Annotated in this window: 17 protein-coding genes; 14 read left to right on the top strand and 3 right to left on the bottom strand. The window is 56.8% G+C overall.

The features are described from left to right. The first annotated feature begins 128 nt into the window (after window positions 1-128). The 8 genes from hinT to GS12_RS03950 all read left to right on the top strand — a co-directional run bounded on the left by hinT (window position 129) and on the right by GS12_RS03950 (window position 6,296). Entirely contained in the window at window positions 129-479 is a 351-nt protein-coding gene (gene hinT / locus GS12_RS03985; RefSeq protein ID WP_034944138.1) for a purine nucleoside phosphoramidase, read from the top strand. 25 nt (window positions 480-504) lie between these two features. Beyond that, the gene (locus tag GS12_RS03980; RefSeq protein WP_034919076.1) at window positions 505-873 is read left to right on the top strand and encodes a YcfL family protein; all 369 of its coding nucleotides are present in this window, start codon (window positions 505-507) and stop codon (window positions 871-873) included. A gap of 11 nt (window positions 874-884) precedes the next feature. Further along, window positions 885-1,487 carry a penicillin-binding protein activator LpoB gene (gene lpoB / locus GS12_RS03975; RefSeq protein WP_034944135.1) on the top strand — a complete coding sequence of 201 codons (603 nt, stop codon included), beginning with the start codon at window positions 885-887 and terminating at the stop codon, window positions 1,485-1,487. Then, window positions 1,447-2,307: a thiamine kinase gene (gene thiK, locus GS12_RS03970; RefSeq protein ID WP_235421066.1), complete on the top strand. Its 861-nt coding sequence runs from the start codon at window positions 1,447-1,449 to the stop codon at window positions 2,305-2,307. Before lpoB ends, thiK begins: the two co-directional genes overlap by 41 nt. Before the next feature lie 29 nt (window positions 2,308-2,336). Further along, window positions 2,337-3,347, top strand: coding sequence for a beta-N-acetylhexosaminidase (nagZ, locus tag GS12_RS03965; RefSeq protein ID WP_200884502.1), 1,011 nt, complete (start codon window positions 2,337-2,339; stop codon window positions 3,345-3,347). A gap of 29 nt (window positions 3,348-3,376) precedes the next feature. Next, complete coding sequence (gene ycfP / locus GS12_RS03960; RefSeq protein ID WP_034944129.1) at window positions 3,377-3,919, top strand: alpha/beta hydrolase YcfP; 543 nt, start codon at window positions 3,377-3,379, stop codon at window positions 3,917-3,919. Between the two features lie 233 nt (window positions 3,920-4,152). Further along, window positions 4,153-5,457: an NAD(P)/FAD-dependent oxidoreductase gene (locus GS12_RS03955; protein WP_034944126.1), complete on the top strand. Its 1,305-nt coding sequence runs from the start codon at window positions 4,153-4,155 to the stop codon at window positions 5,455-5,457. 299 nt (window positions 5,458-5,756) lie between these two features. Then, a complete protein-coding gene (locus tag GS12_RS03950; RefSeq protein WP_034919080.1) occupies window positions 5,757-6,296 on the top strand; it encodes a glycine zipper 2TM domain-containing protein in 540 nt (179 codons plus the stop codon). Window positions 6,297-6,474: 178 nt separating this feature from the next. Here the strand turns inward: GS12_RS03950 and mfd are convergent, their stop codons facing one another. Next, a complete protein-coding gene (gene mfd / locus GS12_RS03945; protein ID WP_034944124.1) occupies window positions 6,475-9,918 on the bottom strand; it encodes a transcription-repair coupling factor in 3,444 nt (1,147 codons plus the stop codon). A gap of 76 nt (window positions 9,919-9,994) precedes the next feature. Beyond that, window positions 9,995-10,204, bottom strand: coding sequence for a hypothetical protein (locus tag GS12_RS03940; protein ID WP_034914124.1), 210 nt, complete (start codon window positions 10,202-10,204; stop codon window positions 9,995-9,997). A 242-nt stretch (window positions 10,205-10,446) separates the two neighbouring features. Here GS12_RS03940 and lolC point away from each other — a divergent pair, with 242 nt between their 5' ends. From lolC to GS12_RS03910, 6 genes are all read left to right on the top strand, one after another. After that, on the top strand, window positions 10,447-11,646 hold the full coding sequence (gene lolC / locus GS12_RS03935) for a lipoprotein-releasing ABC transporter permease subunit LolC (protein WP_034914125.1): 1,200 nt from the start codon (window positions 10,447-10,449) through the stop codon (window positions 11,644-11,646). After that, window positions 11,639-12,334 (top strand): lipoprotein-releasing ABC transporter ATP-binding protein LolD, encoded by a 696-nt coding sequence (lolD, locus tag GS12_RS03930; RefSeq protein ID WP_034944122.1) that lies wholly within the window; start codon window positions 11,639-11,641, stop codon window positions 12,332-12,334. The genes lolC and lolD overlap by 8 nt, the downstream gene beginning before the upstream one ends. Further along, window positions 12,334-13,578 (top strand): lipoprotein-releasing ABC transporter permease subunit LolE, encoded by a 1,245-nt coding sequence (gene lolE / locus GS12_RS03925; protein ID WP_034944119.1) that lies wholly within the window; start codon window positions 12,334-12,336, stop codon window positions 13,576-13,578. Before lolD ends, lolE begins: the two co-directional genes overlap by 1 nt. Before the next feature lie 3 nt (window positions 13,579-13,581). After that, window positions 13,582-14,499 (top strand): N-acetylglucosamine kinase, encoded by a 918-nt coding sequence (nagK, locus tag GS12_RS03920; RefSeq protein WP_034914131.1) that lies wholly within the window; start codon window positions 13,582-13,584, stop codon window positions 14,497-14,499. Further along, complete coding sequence (gene cobB / locus GS12_RS03915; RefSeq protein WP_034914133.1) at window positions 14,496-15,332, top strand: Sir2 family NAD+-dependent deacetylase; 837 nt, start codon at window positions 14,496-14,498, stop codon at window positions 15,330-15,332. Before nagK ends, cobB begins: the two co-directional genes overlap by 4 nt. 368 nt (window positions 15,333-15,700) lie before the next feature. Beyond that, window positions 15,701-16,246, top strand: coding sequence for an Ail/Lom family outer membrane beta-barrel protein (locus GS12_RS03910; protein WP_034944118.1), 546 nt, complete (start codon window positions 15,701-15,703; stop codon window positions 16,244-16,246). A 96-nt stretch (window positions 16,247-16,342) separates the two neighbouring features. On the opposite strand, the gene GS12_RS03905 is transcribed toward GS12_RS03910, so the two are convergent. Continuing rightward, window positions 16,343-17,533: a benzoate/H(+) symporter BenE family transporter gene (locus tag GS12_RS03905; protein ID WP_034944116.1), complete on the bottom strand. Its 1,191-nt coding sequence runs from the start codon at window positions 17,531-17,533 to the stop codon at window positions 16,343-16,345. Window positions 17,534-17,608: the final 75 nt, after the last annotated feature.

The raw sequence follows: 17,608 nt of genomic DNA, 5'->3' as shown, positions 1-17,608 counted from the left end.
CGCCGGGCGTCCCTTTTTTATTGGGGGCGCCTCGCAGGCCGTAAAAGAAAAATGACGGTAAGGTTGAAAGAAAACAAATTTCTCGCTCATACTGCCACTACATAAATTGCCGCTAAAGGACATGCATCATGGCTGAAGAAACGCTGTTCAGTAAAATTATCCGTCGCGAGATCCCGGCCGACATCGTCTACCAGGATGAACTGGTTACTGCCTTCAGAGATATCGCCCCAAAAGCGCCTACCCACATTCTAATCGTGCCGAATATCCTGATCCCTACCGCCAATGATGCGGTGGCGGGTCACGAAGCGGCGCTGGGTCGTATGATTACCGTGGCAGCAAAGATCGCCAAAGATGAGGGCATTGCAGAGGATGGCTATCGTTTAATCATCAACTGTAACCAGCACGGCGGGCAGGAGGTCTATCATATTCACCTGCACCTGGTGGGCGGACGTCCTTTAGGCCCAATGATTGCTCATTAAGCGCAGCACGGACACAACATTTATGATGCGGACTACCGTTGCGGTCATCGCCTGTACACTGCTGCTCAGCGGATGCAGCAGCGACGTTACCACTATTAATACGTCGCAGGCGCTGATCATGGAATCGTCTGTGCTCTCCGCAGGCATTACCACCAATCAGCCGGTGCTTTCGGAAAACCGGGGGCAGCAGCGCGCGTCAACGGTGCTCAATAATCAGCAGGAAAAAGCCGTGACGCTGCACTATCGTTTCTACTGGTATGACGACAGAGGGTTGGAGATCCTGCCCTTTGAACGCCCGCGCACCATTTCGGTTCCGGCGCATGGCGATGTTGAAATATCGTCGCAAACGGGTAACCTGACCGCCAGCAAGGTCAGACTTTATTTGTATCTGTAAGAGGTTAATACGTGACAAGGAATATCAAACTCTCCGGCGTCTTTGCCCTGGCGCTGATGCTCAGCGGCTGTATCACGCCACAGCAGCAGGAGGAGCCGCAGCAGCCTGCGCCCGTTGAACCCGCTCAGCCGACCCAGCCTGAACCGATCCCGGCTCCTGTTCCGACGCCGGGCGAAACGGTGCCGCAGCCGCCGAAGATGAAGTCGATCAACTGGGATGCCAGCGTCACGCCGCCGATCGCGCAGATGCTGAAGGCTGATGGCGTCACGCCGGGCAGCGTATTGCTGGTGGACAGAGTGAAAAACAGCACCAACGGCAGCCTGCAAACGTCAAAAGCCACTGCGGCATTAAACAACGCGTTGGCGAATAACACCCAGTTCACGCTGGTGACGCCGCAACAGCTCTCGACCGCAAGACAAACGCTGGGGCTTTCCGCCGAAGACAGCCTGACAACCCGCAGCAAAGCGATCGGCCTGGCGCGCTACGTCAACGCGCAGTATGTGCTGTACAGCAACGTGACGGGCGACGTGAAATCCCCGGAGCTGCAAATGCAGCTGATGCTGGTGCAGACGGGTGAAATTATCTGGTCAGGCAACGGTGTCGTCCAGCACTGATGACGCGCTGAACAGGCTGATTGCGCGACAATTTCCGGCGGCCTCCGCCGCCGGTTCTTTTTCCAGGCTGGATGGACTCACCGGCCAGGCGGTTAAAGTTGAACTGAACGACCGGACGCTGCTCGCGCGCGCCCGGATGCCTGGCAATCCTATACCCGGCGTGGACAGACGACGCGAACACGCTATTCTGCGCAAGCTGGCCGGCAGCGGTCTGGCGCCTGACGTCTGCGGCTACAACGCCGACTGGCTGCTGCTGGCATGGCAGCCGGGTGAGACGTTAAGCAGCGATGAGTTTGAAAAACGTTTGCCAATGCTGGCGGAGCGTCTCGTCCGGCTCCACCAGCAGCCACCCAGCGGCTACCGGTTACGGCTGCTGCCCTTGCTGGAACGTTACTGGCAGCTCAGCGATCCGATGCGGCGGCACATTGCCTGGCACCGCGCGCTGCGACGCTGTCGTCAACAAGGCGAGCCGCATCCTCTCCGGCTGGCGCTGCTGCATCTGGATATTCATGCAGGTAACCTGATCGCGCATCGTGGCGATATTCATCTGATCGATTGGGAATATGCCAGCGATGGCGATGTGGCGCTGGAGCTGGCGGCAATCGTGGCGGGGAATGGGCTGGCAGAAAGCTACCGCACGCAGCTCACGCTGCGCTATGCCACGCTGGCAAATATGGATACGCACAGATTGCATCAGCAAACAGAACGCTGGTTGCCATGGGTGCGGTTGCTGATGGCGAGTTGGTATGAACGACGCTGGCAACACAGCGGCGACGAAACATTTTATACGCTGGCGGCGGAGGCCTGGCAGCGGGTGTAGTCTGAAACGAGGTGAAAGTGGGACCGGTAATGTTAGACGTGCTCGGTTACGAGCTGGATGCAGTCGATCGCGAAATTCTTGACCATCCGCTGGTGGGTGGATTAATTCTTTTTACCCGCAACTATCACGATCCTGAGCAGCTGCGGGAGCTGGTCAGGCAGATCCGCGCGGCGTCTCGCCATCGCCTGGTGGTGGCGGTGGATCAGGAGGGGGGACGCGTTCAGCGCTTTCGTGAAGGCTTTACCTGCCTGCCGCCGATGCAATCCTTCGCTGAACTCAACAACCAGGCCGACGCGCAGCGTCTGGCACAGCAGGCTGGCTGGCTGATGGCGTCAGAGATGATTGCGATGGATATTGATATCAGCTTCGCGCCGGTACTGGATATTGGTCACAGCAGCGCCGCCATCGGCGAGCGAAGTTTTCATCAGGACCCGGCCATTGCGCTGACCCTGGCGCGACACTTTATTGACGGCATGCACAGCGCGGGCATGAAAACCACCGGCAAGCACTTTCCCGGCCACGGCGCGGTCGCGGCCGATTCACACAAAGAGACGCCGCAGGACAATCGCAGCGAAGCGGAAATTCGCCAGCACGATATGCAAATTTTTAAGCAGCTCATTGCTGAGAGCGCGCTGGACGCGATCATGCCCGCCCACGTTATCTATAATCAAATCGATCCCCGACCGGCAAGCGGATCGCCGCACTGGCTTAAACGCGTTTTGCGAGAGGAGCTGGGCTTTGAGGGCGTGATTTTTTCCGACGATCTCTCAATGGAAGGCGCCGCCGTAATGGGTACGATGCCGCAGCGCGCGCAGGCGTCGCTGGAGGCCGGTTGCGATATGATTCTGGTCTGCAACGATCGCGCAGGCGCGGTCAGCGTGCTGGATAATCTGTCGCCGATCAATGCAGAGCGGGCGACATCGCTCTATCATCGGGGAACCTTTACCCGCCAGCAGCTGTCTGGCTCATCACGCTGGAAGGAGGCGAGTCAGGCGTTGACCACGCTTCAGGCACGCTGGCTGGCGCATCAGCGCCGCTGACAGGCAAGCACCCTACAGGATGGCAAGCAATGATTATCTATCTGCACGGTTTTGATTCAACCAGCCCCGGAAATCATGAAAAAGTACTGCAATTGCAGTTTATCGATCCGGATGTACGTCTGCTGAGCTACAGCACGCTGCATCCCAGGCATGATATGCAGTTTTTGCTGAAGGAAACGGACAAGCTTATTCGCAGCGGCGACGACGAGAGGCCGCTGATCTGCGGCGTCGGCCTTGGCGGATTCTGGGCCGAACGCATCGGCTTTCTCAGCGATATCCGTCAGGTCATGTTCAATCCGAATCTCTGGCCGGAAGAGAAGATGGTGGGCAAAATCAACCGTCCGGAAGAGTACGTGGATATCGCGACCAAATGCGTTGAAAACTTTCGCGAAAAAAACCGCGATCGCTGCCTGACCATCCTCTCCCGGCGTGATGAAGCGCTGGATAACCGCCGTTCGGCTGATGCGCTTGGCAGCTTTTACGAAATCATCTGGGACGAGACGGAAAGCCATAAATTCAAAAATATCGCTCCCCATCTTGAACGCATTAAGGCGTTTAAAACCCTCGGTTAACCGCTTTACAGGACGCGGCAGCGATTTTCGGCTGCCCGTCCGATGCCCGCTGTTTGCCTGAAGTTTCCGGCTTTGTCTGATAAAAATTGACCTGCATCAATTTCTACGCGACCACTCATTTCCTCCATGCTATTCTGACCGCAGATAGCGAATTAATATCGCCAACCCTATGTTAATTAAGGATATTTATTTAACCTTTAATTAACGATTGGTTCACATTTTGAGGGGGTCTTTTGACTACACCAATTAAGAAAATTGTTATCGTCGGTGGCGGTGCCGGCGGGCTGGAGCTTGCCACGCAGCTTGGCCGCAAGCTGGGGCGCCGAAAAAAAGCAGAAATCATCCTGGTGGATCGCAATCACAGCCACCTCTGGAAACCGCTGCTGCATGAAGTGGCGACCGGTTCGCTGGACGAGGGCATTGACGGGCTGAGCTACCTTGCCCACGCGCGCAATCACCATTTTCAGTTCCAACTGGGCACGCTGACCGAACTCGATCGCGAAGGCAAGCGGCTGCATCTGGCTGAAATCCGCGATGCGCAGGGCGAGCTGCTGGTGCCGGAGCGCGCGCTGGCCTACGACACGCTGGTGATGGCGCTGGGCAGCACCTCCAACGATTTCGGCACGCCGGGCGTCAAAGACAACTGTATTTTCCTTGATAATCCGCACCAGGCGCATCGCTTTCACAACGAGATGCTCAATCTGTTCCTGAAGTTTTCCGCCACGGAGAACCCGCAGAGCAAGGTGAATATTGCCATTGTGGGCGGTGGCGCAACCGGCGTGGAGCTCTCCGCCGAACTGCATAATGCCGTAAAACAGCTGCACAGCTATGGTTATAAAGGCTTAAACAATCAGGCGTTAAATGTCACTCTGGTTGAAGCGGGTGAACGCATTCTGCCTGCGCTGCCGCCGCGCATTTCCGCTGCGGCACACCAGGAACTGAGCAAGCTTGGCGTCAGAGTGCTGACGCAAACGATGGTAACCAGCGCTGATGACCATGGCCTGAATACCAAATCGGGCGAGGCGATCGCCGCCGATCTGATGGTATGGGCAGCAGGGATTAAAGCGCCAGATTTTATGAAAGATATTGGCGGCCTCGAAACCAATCGCATCAATCAGCTGGTCGTGGGATCCACACTGCAAACCACACGCGACCCGGCCATCTACGCCATCGGCGACTGCGCATCCTGCGCGCTGCCATCGGGCGGATTTGTGCCTCCGCGCGCTCAGTCAGCGCATCAGATGGCATCGTTGGTGCTGAACAACATTCTGGCGGAGATGAAGGGTAAATCGCTTAAGCCTTACGTTTATAAAGATCATGGTTCGCTGGTGTCGCTGTCACGCTTCAGTACCGTGGGCAGCCTGATGGGTAACCTGATGCGTGGCTCAATGATGGTGGAAGGGCGAATTGCTCGCATGGTGTATATTTCTCTTTACCGCATGCATCAGGTGGCGCTGCATGGTTATTTCAAAACCGCGCTGATGATGCTGGTCGGCAGTATTAACCGCGTCATTCGCCCGCGTATGAAACTGCACTAAATCGATTCAACACCGGCGGTTACTTGACTCCATCGCCTGTTTTTCGGCCCGTCTGGCGCATTGCCGCTGCGGGCCTTTTTGCTCTCAGCCCCCGCCACAGCGTGCTTCAGAACTCTCTTAAAAGCATTCTCTTATGACCCGGCAACGCTATTTCTTCCTGTTTTCTTATTGTCACATTTGGGCCTGTTGCGCAAAATCTGTTTCATCTAAACGGCGCGTCGCGCACGCCGATTATAAGCCTCCGCACAGGGACAATGCAGCAGGCAATAATGCGCGGTAACAATTCAGGAGGTTTTCCTGTGAATAAATCAATGTTGGCAGGTATTGGGATTGGCGTCGCTTCAGCGCTGGGCGTAGCGGCCGTAGCAGGTATGAACGTCTTTGACCGCGGGCCGCAATATGCGCAGGTCATCTCGGCAACGCCTATTAAGGAAACGACTAAAAACCCACGTCGCGAATGCCGTAATGTCACTCTGACGCACCGTCGCGCCGTACAGGATGAAAATCGTATTACCGGTTCCGTACTGGGCGCGGTAGCTGGTGGCGTTCTGGGCCATCAGTTTGGCGGCGGACGTGGACGCGATGTGGCGACGGTTGCCGGTGCGCTGGCGGGTGGCTACGGCGGCCATCAGGTTCAGGGCGCGATGCAGGATAATGATACCTACACCACGACCGAGCAGCGCTGCAAAACGGTGTACGAGAAGCAGGAAAAAATGCTGGGCTATGACGTCACCTATAAAATTGGCGACCAGCAGGGGAAAATTCGCATGGATAACGATCCCGGCACCCGCATTCCCGTCGACAGCAACGGCCAACTGGTGCTGAATAACCAGGCATAAATTAAATAACAAAAAACGAACGGCTTAATTTTTAAGCCGTTCGTTTTTTTGTTTCACCGAAAAGAATTCCGCTGGTTTGTTTATTTAACTTTCTGACGCTTAACGTCTGAACATACAGCGCTGAGCAAAAAAAGAGGCACCGGCGTGCCTCTTTTGAATAAATGAATAGCCAACCAACCTATGCCGCATTCGCCACGATCTGCGCCAGAAAATCCCGCACCCAACCGATTCGCGCTTTGCGATCGGCCATGTCACGAATAAAGCGCAGCTTTGTCGGGCCATCAAGCCGCCAGTGCTGCGGCTCCTTTTGTAACAACCCGATCAGCCAGCCCGGATCGGCTTTGTTCTTCTCGGCAAACTCAATAAAGCCGCCTTTTTCGCTGGCTTCAATGCGCCGGATGCCAATAGTCTTCGCGGTCAGGCGCAGCGCGGCGGTATCCAGCAGATTGCGCGCCGCATCTGGCAGCAGACCGAAACGGTCAATCAGCTCGGCTTTCAAATCGTCCAGTTCGCCTTCTGCCTGCGCGCTGGCAATGCGCTTATAAAACGACAGGCGCGTGTTGACGTCAGGAATAAAGTCGTCCGGCAGCAGCGACGGCATTCGCAGTTCAATATCGGTCTGGCTGCTGGTCAAATCCTCCAGCGACGGTTCACGGCCCTCTTTCAGCGCATCAACGGCGTTTTCCAGCAACTCCATATAGAGTGAGAAGCCGATGGTTTCCATCTGCCCACTTTGATCTTCACCAAGAAGCTCCCCGGCGCCGCGGATCTCCAGGTCATGGGTCGCCAGCGCGAAGCCCGCGCCCAAATCTTCCAGCGACGCAATCGCCTCCAGACGCTTATGCGCATCTTTGCTCATCGCTTTAGGATGCGGCGTCAGCAGCCAGGCATAGGCCTGGTGATGCGAACGGCCTACGCGACCGCGCAGCTGGTGCAGCTGAGCAAGGCCAAAGTGGTCGGCGCGCTCAATGATAATGGTATTGGCGGTAGGAATATCGATACCGGTTTCAATGATGGTGGTGCAGACCAGCACGTTGAAACGTTGATGGTGAAAGTCGTTCATCACCCGTTCCAGATCGCGTTCGCGCATCTGGCCGTGACCAATCGCCACGCGCGCTTCCGGCACCAGCTCCGCCAGGCGACCGGCCGCCTTTTCGATATTTTCCACGTCATTGTAGAGATAATAGACCTGGCCGCCGCGCAGCACTTCGCGCAGTACCGCCTCGCGGATCACCAGGCTGTCGAACTGGCGAACAAAAGTTTTGACCGCCAGACGACGCGCAGGCGGCGTCGCGATAATCGACAGATCGCGCATGCCGCTCATCGCCATGTTCAGCGTGCGTGGGATCGGCGTGGCGGTCAGCGTCAGAATATCCACATCGGCACGCATGGCTTTAATGCGCTCTTTATGACGCACGCCAAAGCGGTGCTCTTCATCAACGATCAGCAGCCCCAGATCGCGCCATTTGATCTCGTCCGCCAGCAGCTTGTGTGTGCCAACAAGGATATCGATTTTGCCTTCGCGTGCGTCGTTAAGGATTTGCGTTTGCTCTTTCGCGCTGCGAAAGCGCGAGATCATCTCAATACGTACCGGCCAGTTGGCGAAGCGATCGCGGAAGTTGTCGTAATGCTGTTGGGCGAGCAGGGTGGTCGGCACCAGCACCGCCACCTGCTTGTGGTTTTCCACCGCCAGAAAGGCCGCTCGCATGGCCACTTCGGTTTTACCGAAGCCAACGTCGCCGCAGACCAGACGATCCATCGCCAGCGGCTGGCACATATCGCTCAGTACGGCATTGATGGCCTGCGCCTGGTCGGGCGTGGTTTCGAACGGAAAGCTTTCGCAGAAAAGCTGATACTGTTCACGATCGTGCTTAAAGGCAAAACCGGCTTTGGCCGCGCGCTGTGCGTAGATGTCCAGCAGTTCCGCCGCCACGTCGCGCACTTTCTCCGCCGCTTTCTGTCGCGCGCGCGACCACGCGTCGCTGCCAAGCTTGTGCAGCGGCGCGTTTTCATCGGCGCCGCCTGCGTAACGGCTGATCAGATGCAGCGACGAAACGGGCACGTACAGCTTTGCGTCTCCGGCGTAGGTGAGCATCAGGTATTCCGCCGTAATACCGCCGGTTTCCAGCGTGGTCATGCCCATATAGCGGCCAACGCCATGCTCCAGATGCACTACCGGCTGGCCGGGATGCAGCTCCGCCAGGTTGCGGATCAGCACGTCCGGGTTGATGGTGCGGCGGTTGTCCTGACGGCGATGGCTGACGCGCTCACCCAGCAGATCGCTTTCGCAAATCAGCGCGCGCTGACGCGGCTCGTCGATAAAGCCACGCTCGCTGGCGCCAATCATCAAATAGTGCCCCGATTCTGCCGCATCGCTGAGGGCGCGAATCGGCTTCGGTATAATTTTAATGCGCGCCAGCAGTTCCTGTAGCGCTTCACGTCGGCCTTCACTTTCAACGGAGAAGACGATGGCGCCGGAAAAATTTTCGCTAAAGCGGCGTAGCGCGTCGAGCGGCGCTTTAGCCTGCGCCTGCACGGCGATGTCCGGCAGTGCCTGATAGCCAAGGTTGGTGTTGACGGCTTTGTCGGCAAGCAGGTCGGTCTTTAACTGCACGCGCGACCAGCGCTTTAACTCGCTAAACAGCGCGTCGGTTCGCAGCCAGAGCGTTTCCGGCGGTAAAAGCGGGCGCATCGGATCAACGCGGCGGCTGTCAAAACGCGACGTCACCTCCTGCCAGAATCGTTCGGCGCCGCCTTCGAGATCGCCGGTGCTCACCAGCAGCGCGTTGTCCGGCAGGTAGCTGAACAGCGGCGGCAGCGGCTGCGAGAAAAAGAGCGGCTGCCAGTATTCAATACCGGCGGGCAGCGTGCCCTTGCTCACCTGTTGATAGATATGCTCCGCTTCGCGCCGCACGTCAAAGTGTTCGCGCCACTGGCTGCGAAACAGCTCAATCGCGGTTTTATCGGTCGGGAATTCATGCGCGGGAAGCAGGTTAATGGCCTCGACTTCTTCCAGCGTGCGCTGGCTGTCGGGATCGAACAGTCGCAGGCTGTCTGTCTCATCATCGAAGAAGTCAATGCGATACGGCTGCTCGCTACCCATCGGGAAGAGATCCAGCAGCGCGCCGCGCGTGGCGTATTCGCCGTGCTCCATCACCTGATCGACATGGCGATAGCCCGCCTGTTCAAGCTGCGTGCGCAGCGTATCGCGCGAAAGCAACTGGCCTTTCTGCATCACCAGCGCATGACCGTGCAGGAAACTGTGCGGGCAAACGCGCTGCATCAGCGTATTCACCGGCAGGATCAGTACGCCTTGCGTCATGGACGGCAGACGATAGAGCGTGGAAAGACGCGCTGAAATAATATCCTGATGCGGAGAAAAACTGTCGAAAGGCAGGGTTTCCCAGTCGTTCAGGCGGCTGACCGGCCGATCGGTGAACTGTTTGATCTCGTCGTGCAGCCGGAGCGCGTGCTGCATGTCGGCGACGATCAGCACCACCGGGCCGCTGTGACGCTCAATAATTTCCGCGCATTCAACCGCGCAGGCGGCGCCGGTAAGCTGTCCCAACTGCCGCTGGTCACCGGGTTTTAAGGGCAGGGTATATCGACTCTTTTCAGGCATAATCAGTCAGAGGATCTCTTTGCTGCGGGTAGAACAGGACACCCACGGTCCCGTTTTGGCTCATCGGAGTATACCGCTATTTTGGCGATTGTTGAGTGTAGTGCATTCTGGGTCGGTCAATGTTTGCCCAGACGAGCTCTTTTTCGCCGTGATAGCTGTGATTGCCGTCATCCCACTTCACGTAATAGCCTGCTGGCGCATCGCCCGGTTCGAACACGTTAATCACCATTCCTTTAATGTCGCCGGTTTTATGCCTGACAATACTGCCTTTTGGAAATTTTGGCATCGTGCTTCTCCTGTACGCGTTTCCCGTTTTAATTGTAGGGTTTAAACACGCTTCTGCCGTCTTATAGTGAAGAATTTCGCCGGGCTGCGCTAAATTTAATCAACATGCATTTTTTCCGCCACGATGTCATGCCTGCTGACAAAACTAAGCAGAATAGTCAGCGGGTTATGGTTCCATAACGTTCCGCTAACCTTTATTATCTTCGATCACTTTTGCTAACGCTTCGCTACAAGACGGATCCTATGTATCAACCTGTCGCGTTATTTATTGGTCTGCGCTACATGCGTGGACGCGCGTCGGACCGCTTCGGGCGGTTCGTCTCCTGGCTCTCCGCCATCGGTATCACGCTGGGCGTGCTGGCGCTGGTGACCGTTCTGTCGGTTATGAACGGCTTCGAACATGAACTGGAAAAAAGCACCCTGAATTTGATGCCACAGGCGCTGATCACCAGTGAGAAAGGCTCAATCAATCCGCAACAGACGCCCGCAGCGTCGCTTAAGGTGCACGGCGCCAGTAACATTACGCCGCTGACCACCGGCGACGTGGTGCTTCAGAGCGCGCGCAGCGTTGGCGTGGGCGTAATGTTGGGCATCAATCCGGACGAGCCGGATCCGCTGTCGCCTTTTTTGGTTAACGTCGAGCAGGGCGATCTTCAGTCCGGCAAATACAATGTGATTATGGGCGAGCAGCTTGCGGCCCAGCTTGGCGTGAAGCGCGGTGAGCAGATCCGCCTGATGGTGCCGTCCGCCAGCCAGTTCACGCCGATGGGCCGTCTGCCCAGCCAGCGCCTGTTTACCGTGATTGGCACCTTTGCCGCCAACAGCGAGGTCGACGGCTATCAAATTCTTACCAATCAGCAGGATGCATCAAAGCTGATGCGCTATCCGCCGGGCAATATCACCGGCTGGCGACTGTGGCTGGATAAGCCGCTTCAGGTCGATACGCTCAGTAAACAGACGCTGCCGGACGGTCTGGTATGGAAAGACTGGCGCGAGCGCAAGGGCGAACTTTTCCAGGCGGTGCGCATGGAAAAAAACATGATGGGCCTGCTGCTCAGCCTGATCGTCGCGGTGGCGGCGTTTAATATTATTACCTCGCTTGGCCTGCTGATTATGGAGAAGCAGGGCGAAGTGGCTATTCTGCAAACCCAGGGACTGACGCGGCGGCAAATCGTGATGGTGTTTATGGTACAGGGCGCGACGGCGGGCATTGTCGGATCGCTGCTGGGCGCGCTGCTCGGCCTGTTGCTGGCCAGCCAGCTCAATAATCTGATGCCGCTGATTGGCGCCTTCCTTGACGGCGCGGCGCTGCCGGTTGAGATTTCTCTGCCGCAGGTGGCGACCATCACCCTTATTGCGATGGTCGTTGCGCTGCTTTCAACGCTTTATCCTTCCTGGCGCGCTGCCGCCGTTCAACCCGCTGAGGCTTTACGTTATGAGTAGTTCGATTCTGTTGCAGTGCGACAACCTGTGCAAACGCTATCAGGAAGGCAGCGTGCAGACCGATGTCCTGCGCAACGTCTCTTTTAACGTGGCGCCGGGCGAAATGATGGCCATCGTCGGCAGTTCCGGCTCCGGTAAAAGTACGCTGATGCATCTGCTGGGCGGGCTTGATACGCCAACCTCCGGCGATGTGATATTTAGTGGCAAGTCGCTGAACGGCATGTCCCAGGCGGCAAAAGCCGACATGCGCAACCGCGAACTGGGCTTTATTTATCAGTTTCACCATCTCCTGCCGGACTTCAGCGCGCTGGAAAACGTTGCCATGCCGCTGCTCATCGGGAAAAAAAACAAGGCGGAAGCGGAAGCAAAAGCGCGCGAAATGCTGGCGGCGGTGGGGTTAGAGAAACGCGCCGCACATCGTCCCGCTGAGCTTTCCGGCGGCGAACGTCAACGCGTGGCGATAGCCCGTGCACTGGTGAACACGCCGCGTCTGGTACTGGCCGATGAGCCGACCGGGAACCTTGACGCGCGCAACGCCGACGCCATTTTCGATCTGCTCGGCGAGTTGAACGTGCGACAGGGCACGGCGTTTCTGGTGGTGACGCACGATCTGCATCTGGCGAAGCGGCTGACGCGGCAGATGGAGATGCGCGACGGCCAGCTGACTTCCCCGACAGGGGCACGATAATGGCTGGTTCGCTCTCACTTTTACTGGGCCTGCGCTTCAGTCGTGGGCGTCGACGCAGCGGCATGGTTTCGCTGATCTCCATTATCTCAACCGTTGGCATCGCGCTGGGCGTGGCGGTGCTGATCGTCGGCCTCAGTGCGATGAACGGCTTTGAACGGGAGTTGAATAACCGCATTCTGGCGGTGGTGCCGCACGGCGAAATCGAGCCGGTCAACCAGCCGTTCAGCGGCTGGCAGGCGTTACTGCCGAAAGTCGCGAAGGTGCCGGGCATCGCTGCTGCCGCGCCCTATATCAATTTTACCGGCCTGATTGAGAGCGGCGCGAAGCTCCAGGCGGTGCAGGTGAAAGGCGTTGATCCTCAGCAGGAGACAAAACTGAGCGCGCTGCCTTCCTGGGTGCAAAACGGCGCCTGGCAACGTTTTGGCGCAGGCAAGCAGCAAATTATTTTAGGTCAGGGCGTGGCGAACAGCCTGAAAGTGAAAGAGGGCGACTGGCTCACCATCCTGATCCCCAACAGCGATCCTGAGCATAAACTGTTGCAGCCGCAGCGCGTACGGCTTCAGGTCAGCGGCATTCTGGCGCTGAGCGGCATGCTCGATCACAGCCTCGCGCTGGTGCCGCTGAAAGATGCGCAGCAGTATCTCAATATGGGTGACAACGTCACGGGCATTGCGATGAAAATGAATAACCCGTTTCTTGCGCAGAAACTGGTTCGCGATGCGGGCGAGGTGACGCAGTCGTACGTTTATATCCGTAGCTGGATTGGCACCTACGGCTATATGTACCGTGACATTCAGATGATCCGCGCCATTATGTATCTGGCGATGGTGCTGGTGATCGGCGTGGCCTGTTTCAATATTGTCTCCACGCTGGTGATGGCGGTCAAAGACAAGAGTGGCGATATCGCGGTGCTGCGCACGCTGGGCGCGGGCGACGGCCTGATCCGCGCTATTTTTATCTGGTACGGCCTGCTGGCCGGTTTGGTGGGTAGCATCAGCGGCGTGGTGGTCGGCGTGCTCGCCGCCTTTAACCTCTCACCGATCATTCGTGGCATCGAGTCGCTAACCGGCTCACACTTTCTGTCGGGCGATATCTATTTTATCGATTTCCTGCCGTCGGAAGTGCACTGGCTGGACGTCGCCATCGTACTGGGAACGTCGCTGGTGCTGAGTCTGGTTGCCAGTTGGTATCCGGCAAGACGCGCCAGCCGCATCGATCCTGCGCGTGTACTGAGCGGGCAGTAAACGATGTATTACGGCTTTGATATTGGCGGGAGCAAAATCGCGCTGGGCGTTTATAACCGGCAACGGCGGCAGGTGTGGACTAAACGCATCGCTACGCCGAAAGAAGATTATGCGGCGTTACTGGATGCGCTGACTTTGCTGACGCAGGAAGCTGACGCGTTTTGCGGCGAGCGTGGCAGCGTGGGCATTGGCGTGCCGGGGTTGCCGGTGCCCGATGACGGCACGCTTTTTACCGCCAATATTCCCGCCGCGCGCGGCAAAACGCTACAGGCCGATCTCAGCAGGCGGCTGTCGCGCGAGGTGCGCATTGATAACGATGCAAACTGCTTCGCGCTCTCTGAAGCCTGGGATGATGAGTTTCAGGTCTACCCGGTGGTGCTGGGGTTAATACTCGGCACGGGCGTCGGCGGAGGTCTGATCGTTGATGGCAAGCCGGTGACCGGCCGAAATTATATTGTGGGTGAGGTGGGACACATGCGCCTGCCGGTGGATGCGCTGGAGATCCTCGGACGCGACGTCACCCTGCCGCTGTGCGGCTGCGGAAAACGTGGCTGTATTGAAACCTGGCTCTCCGGGCCGGGTTTTTCCCGCCTGTGGCAGCAGCATAATCAGTGCGCTCTCAGTGCGCCTGAAATCATTGCCCGCTATTATCAGGGAGACGAACGGGCCATTGCCCACACTGCGCGCTTCAGGGCGCTGTTGGCGATCTGCCTGGGCAACCTGCTGACGGTGCTGGATCCGCATCTGGTGGTGCTGGGCGGTGGCCTTTCAAATTTCGACGCGCTTTATGAGGGGCTGGCTGAAAGCGTTACGCCGCATCTTTTGTCGGTTGCCAAAGCGCCCCGCTTTGAGAAAGCGCGTCACGGAGACGCGGGAGGAATGCGCGGTGCCGCCTTCCTGCATGTTGAGGATAGTCTATGATTCGTACGCCCCGTCGCCGCCTGCGGTTGGCACGTTATAAAAAAAATCGTCGTCAGGTCCATCAACGCTTTCGTCAGCGTATTTTTGAGCGCGATCGTAATCTGGAGATCGCCCGCAACCCGCTGCCGCGTGTGGTGGTGCTGACCGGCGCAGGCATCTCGGCGGAGTCGGGCATTCGTACCTTCCGCGCCGCTGATGGTCTGTGGGAAGATCATAAAGTGGAGGAGGTGGCGACGCCGGAAGGCTTCGCCCGCGATCCTGCTAAAGTTCAGGCATTCTACAACGCCCGCCGTCGTCAGCTCCAGCAGCCGGAAATCCAGCCCAATGCTGCGCATCTGGCACTGGCTGAGCTGGAGTCGATGCTCGGCGATCGTTTTTTACTGGTGACGCAGAATATCGATAACCTGCATGAGCGCGCCGGCAACCGTAACGTCATCCATATGCATGGCGAGCTGCTGAAAGTACGCTGCGCCAACAGCGGGCAAATCCTGCACTGGACGGAAGACGTCGGGCCCGACGATCGCTGCCACTGCTGCCAGTTTCCTTCCGCACTGCGGCCGCATGTTGTGTGGTTTGGCGAAATGCCGTTGCAGATGGATGAGATCTACGACGCGCTCGCGCAGGCGGAGTATTTTATTGCTATCGGTACCTCCGGGCATGTCTATCCAGCGGCGGGCTTCGTGCATGAGGCAAAATTACACGGCGCACATACCGTTGAATTGAATCTGGAGCCCAGCCAGGTCGGCAGCCAGTTTGAGGATGTGAAGTACGGACTGGCAAGCGAAATTGTACCGGCGTTTGTGCAGGGCCTGCTGCAAAAAGTTGGCCGTTAGGCCGCTTCTGTTATCATAAAAGCGATCGCATGACGATCGCTCTCTCACTTGACAGTAATAAACTCAACAACCCCGGTATATTTATTACTACGCCTGTTACGTTAATTTATTACTTTTCTTTGTGATAAGGGGTTATTTTAATAATACCCTTCTCTATTTTATTTATCGTTTATGTAACATTAACGTTTAATAAACCATTACTGTTTTATTGTGTTTTATGAAATACCTTGATTTTTATTTTCATATAATGAAAATTGAGGTTATTCTATTGATGTCATGGAGGCTGTTAATAAAATAAGCAGAAATTATTAACGCAATAACTCTCTAATAAACAGTTGTATTTAATATATTAAGGACGATAAGTATTTATGAAATACGCTATTTTAGCTGCCGGACTTTTTGCTGTTACCCTTACACCTTGCGCAACCTTCGCCGGAGACCATACCGTCACGCTCGGTTATTCACACATTAAAGCGAGCAATTTGCCTGCAACGAAAGGCGCTACGGTGAAATATCGCTATGAATGGGACTCGCCGATAAGCGTGATCGGTTCACTTACCTATGCACGTGGAGATGATGAACAGCGCTATGGGTATGACAACACCGCTTATGCAAAAGACAAAGTAACCTACGCTTCTCTGATGATGGGGCCTGCGTGGCGCGTGAATGATTATGTCAGTCTGTACGGTCTTGTTGGTGTAGCGCGTGCAAAAGAGCAATTCAGTTATAAAGAAACCTATTATGGATCGCATGTTGCTTATAACGCTACCGCCACAGAAACGAAAGCGGCCTGGGGCCTCGGCGTGCAGATTAACCCGTGGGAAAATGTCGCTATCGATATCGGCTACGAAGGGGCGAAATTTGAACAGGTTAAAGCCAACGGTTTCAACGTTGGTGTAGGCTACCGTTTCTGACGTTTCTTTTGTCTGTCAGGTGGGCAGCGTCCCACCTGTATTGCCTCCCTACGATTGATAACGAAGATCCCGTCAACTTTCAGCGAACATCCGTCTTTATAACAACCGCTTTTTCCTCTCCGGAAGCCCCAGCGCCAGATGCGCTATCACACCGCCCAACACGCCCCAAAACGCTGCGCCAACGCCGAGCAGGCTGAGTCCTGAAGCGGTAATCAGAAAGGTGATAACCGCTGCATCACGCTGTGACTCGTCCGCCAGCGCGCGTTGCAGGCTGCCCGCAATCGTCCCCAGCAGCGCCAGCCCGGCAAGAGTATGAATTAACGCTGGCGGAACGGCGTTGAAAAGCTGCACTACCGCAGCACCAAAAATACCCGCAACCAGATAGAAAAAACCCGCGCAGACGGCGCCCCAGTAGCGGCGTTGCGGATCGGGGTGCACTTCCGGCCCCATGCAAATGGCGGCGGTAATGGCCGCGATGCAGACGGAAAATACGCCAAAAGGCGCGAGCAGCAGCGCAGCCAGGCCGGTCCAGCTCATCAGTGAAGAAACCGGGGTGGGATAACCTGCCGCCCTGAGCGTGGCGATGCCCGGTGCGTTTTGCGAAGCCATGGTAACAATAAAAAACGGCAGGCCGATGCCCAGCAGCGTCGCAAACGTAAAGTGCGGCGCGGTGTACGATGGCAGAGAAAAACGCAGCGGCTCATCGCTGAAATGAATGCTGCCGCTCAGTGCCGCCGCCAGCAGACCGGTCAGCAGGGCAATAACAACGGCGTAACGCGGCAGATAGCGTCGACACAGCAGCCAGGCCAGACACATGCTGCCCGCCAGCGGAAAGTCGAGCGATAAGGAAGTAAATGCATCCATGCCGAAGCGCAGCAGAATACCGGCCAGCATCGCGGCAGAGATCGCCTGAGGAATATGATTCATCAGGCGGGCAAACAGGCCGGTGACGCCACACAGCAGGATCAGCGCGGAGGCGAATATAAATACGCCGACCGCCTCAGCGACGGACGTTCCCGGCAGGCTGGTTGCCAGCAATGCTGCGCCTGGCGTAGACCAGGCGGTGAGGACAGGCGTGCGATACCAGAGCGACAGGCCGATTGAGGTCACGCCCATCGCCAGGCCAAGCATGGTCAGCCAGCCACCAGTTTGTAGAGCGGATGCCCCGGCGGCCTCTGCCGCCTGGAAGATCAGCGCGGCGGAGCTGGCATAGCCCACCAGCACCGCCACCAGACCAGCAGTGATGGCAGGAAAAGTCAGATGACGTAGCGAGGGGGGAGAGAGCATAATAAACCGGCTGTTGTGCGTTATAACGTCCAATGTAGCATTGTGCGTTATAACGCACAAACTGAATCTTGTCAG

The organism is Erwinia oleae (assembly GCF_000770305.1).
Taxonomy (GTDB): Bacteria; Pseudomonadota; Gammaproteobacteria; order Enterobacterales; family Enterobacteriaceae; genus Erwinia; species Erwinia oleae.
Note: the sequence above shows the minus strand (reverse complement) of the source record. Positions and strands in the feature narration are given on the sequence as shown.

Excerpts from the sequence above, each read along its gene's own strand:
- hinT (WP_034944138.1), top strand. The coding sequence starts at position 129 with ATGGCTGAAGAAACGCTGTTCAGTAAAATTATCCGTCGCGAGATCCCG.
- GS12_RS03980 (WP_034919076.1), top strand. The coding sequence starts at position 505 with ATGCGGACTACCGTTGCGGTCATCGCCTGTACACTGCTGCTCAGCGGA.
- nagZ (WP_200884502.1), top strand. The coding sequence starts at position 2,337 with ATGTTAGACGTGCTCGGTTACGAGCTGGATGCAGTCGATCGCGAAATT.
- ycfP (WP_034944129.1), top strand. The coding sequence starts at position 3,377 with ATGATTATCTATCTGCACGGTTTTGATTCAACCAGCCCCGGAAATCAT.
- mfd (WP_034944124.1), bottom strand. The coding sequence starts at position 9,918 with ATGCCTGAAAAGAGTCGATATACCCTGCCCTTAAAACCCGGTGACCAG.
- GS12_RS03940 (WP_034914124.1), bottom strand. The coding sequence starts at position 10,204 with ATGCCAAAATTTCCAAAAGGCAGTATTGTCAGGCATAAAACCGGCGAC.
- lolC (WP_034914125.1), top strand. The coding sequence starts at position 10,447 with ATGTATCAACCTGTCGCGTTATTTATTGGTCTGCGCTACATGCGTGGA.
- lolD (WP_034944122.1), top strand. The coding sequence starts at position 11,639 with ATGAGTAGTTCGATTCTGTTGCAGTGCGACAACCTGTGCAAACGCTAT.
- lolE (WP_034944119.1), top strand. The coding sequence starts at position 12,334 with ATGGCTGGTTCGCTCTCACTTTTACTGGGCCTGCGCTTCAGTCGTGGG.
- nagK (WP_034914131.1), top strand. The coding sequence starts at position 13,582 with ATGTATTACGGCTTTGATATTGGCGGGAGCAAAATCGCGCTGGGCGTT.
- cobB (WP_034914133.1), top strand. The coding sequence starts at position 14,496 with ATGATTCGTACGCCCCGTCGCCGCCTGCGGTTGGCACGTTATAAAAAA.
- GS12_RS03910 (WP_034944118.1), top strand. The coding sequence starts at position 15,701 with ATGAAATACGCTATTTTAGCTGCCGGACTTTTTGCTGTTACCCTTACA.
- GS12_RS03905 (WP_034944116.1), bottom strand. The coding sequence starts at position 17,533 with ATGCTCTCTCCCCCCTCGCTACGTCATCTGACTTTTCCTGCCATCACT.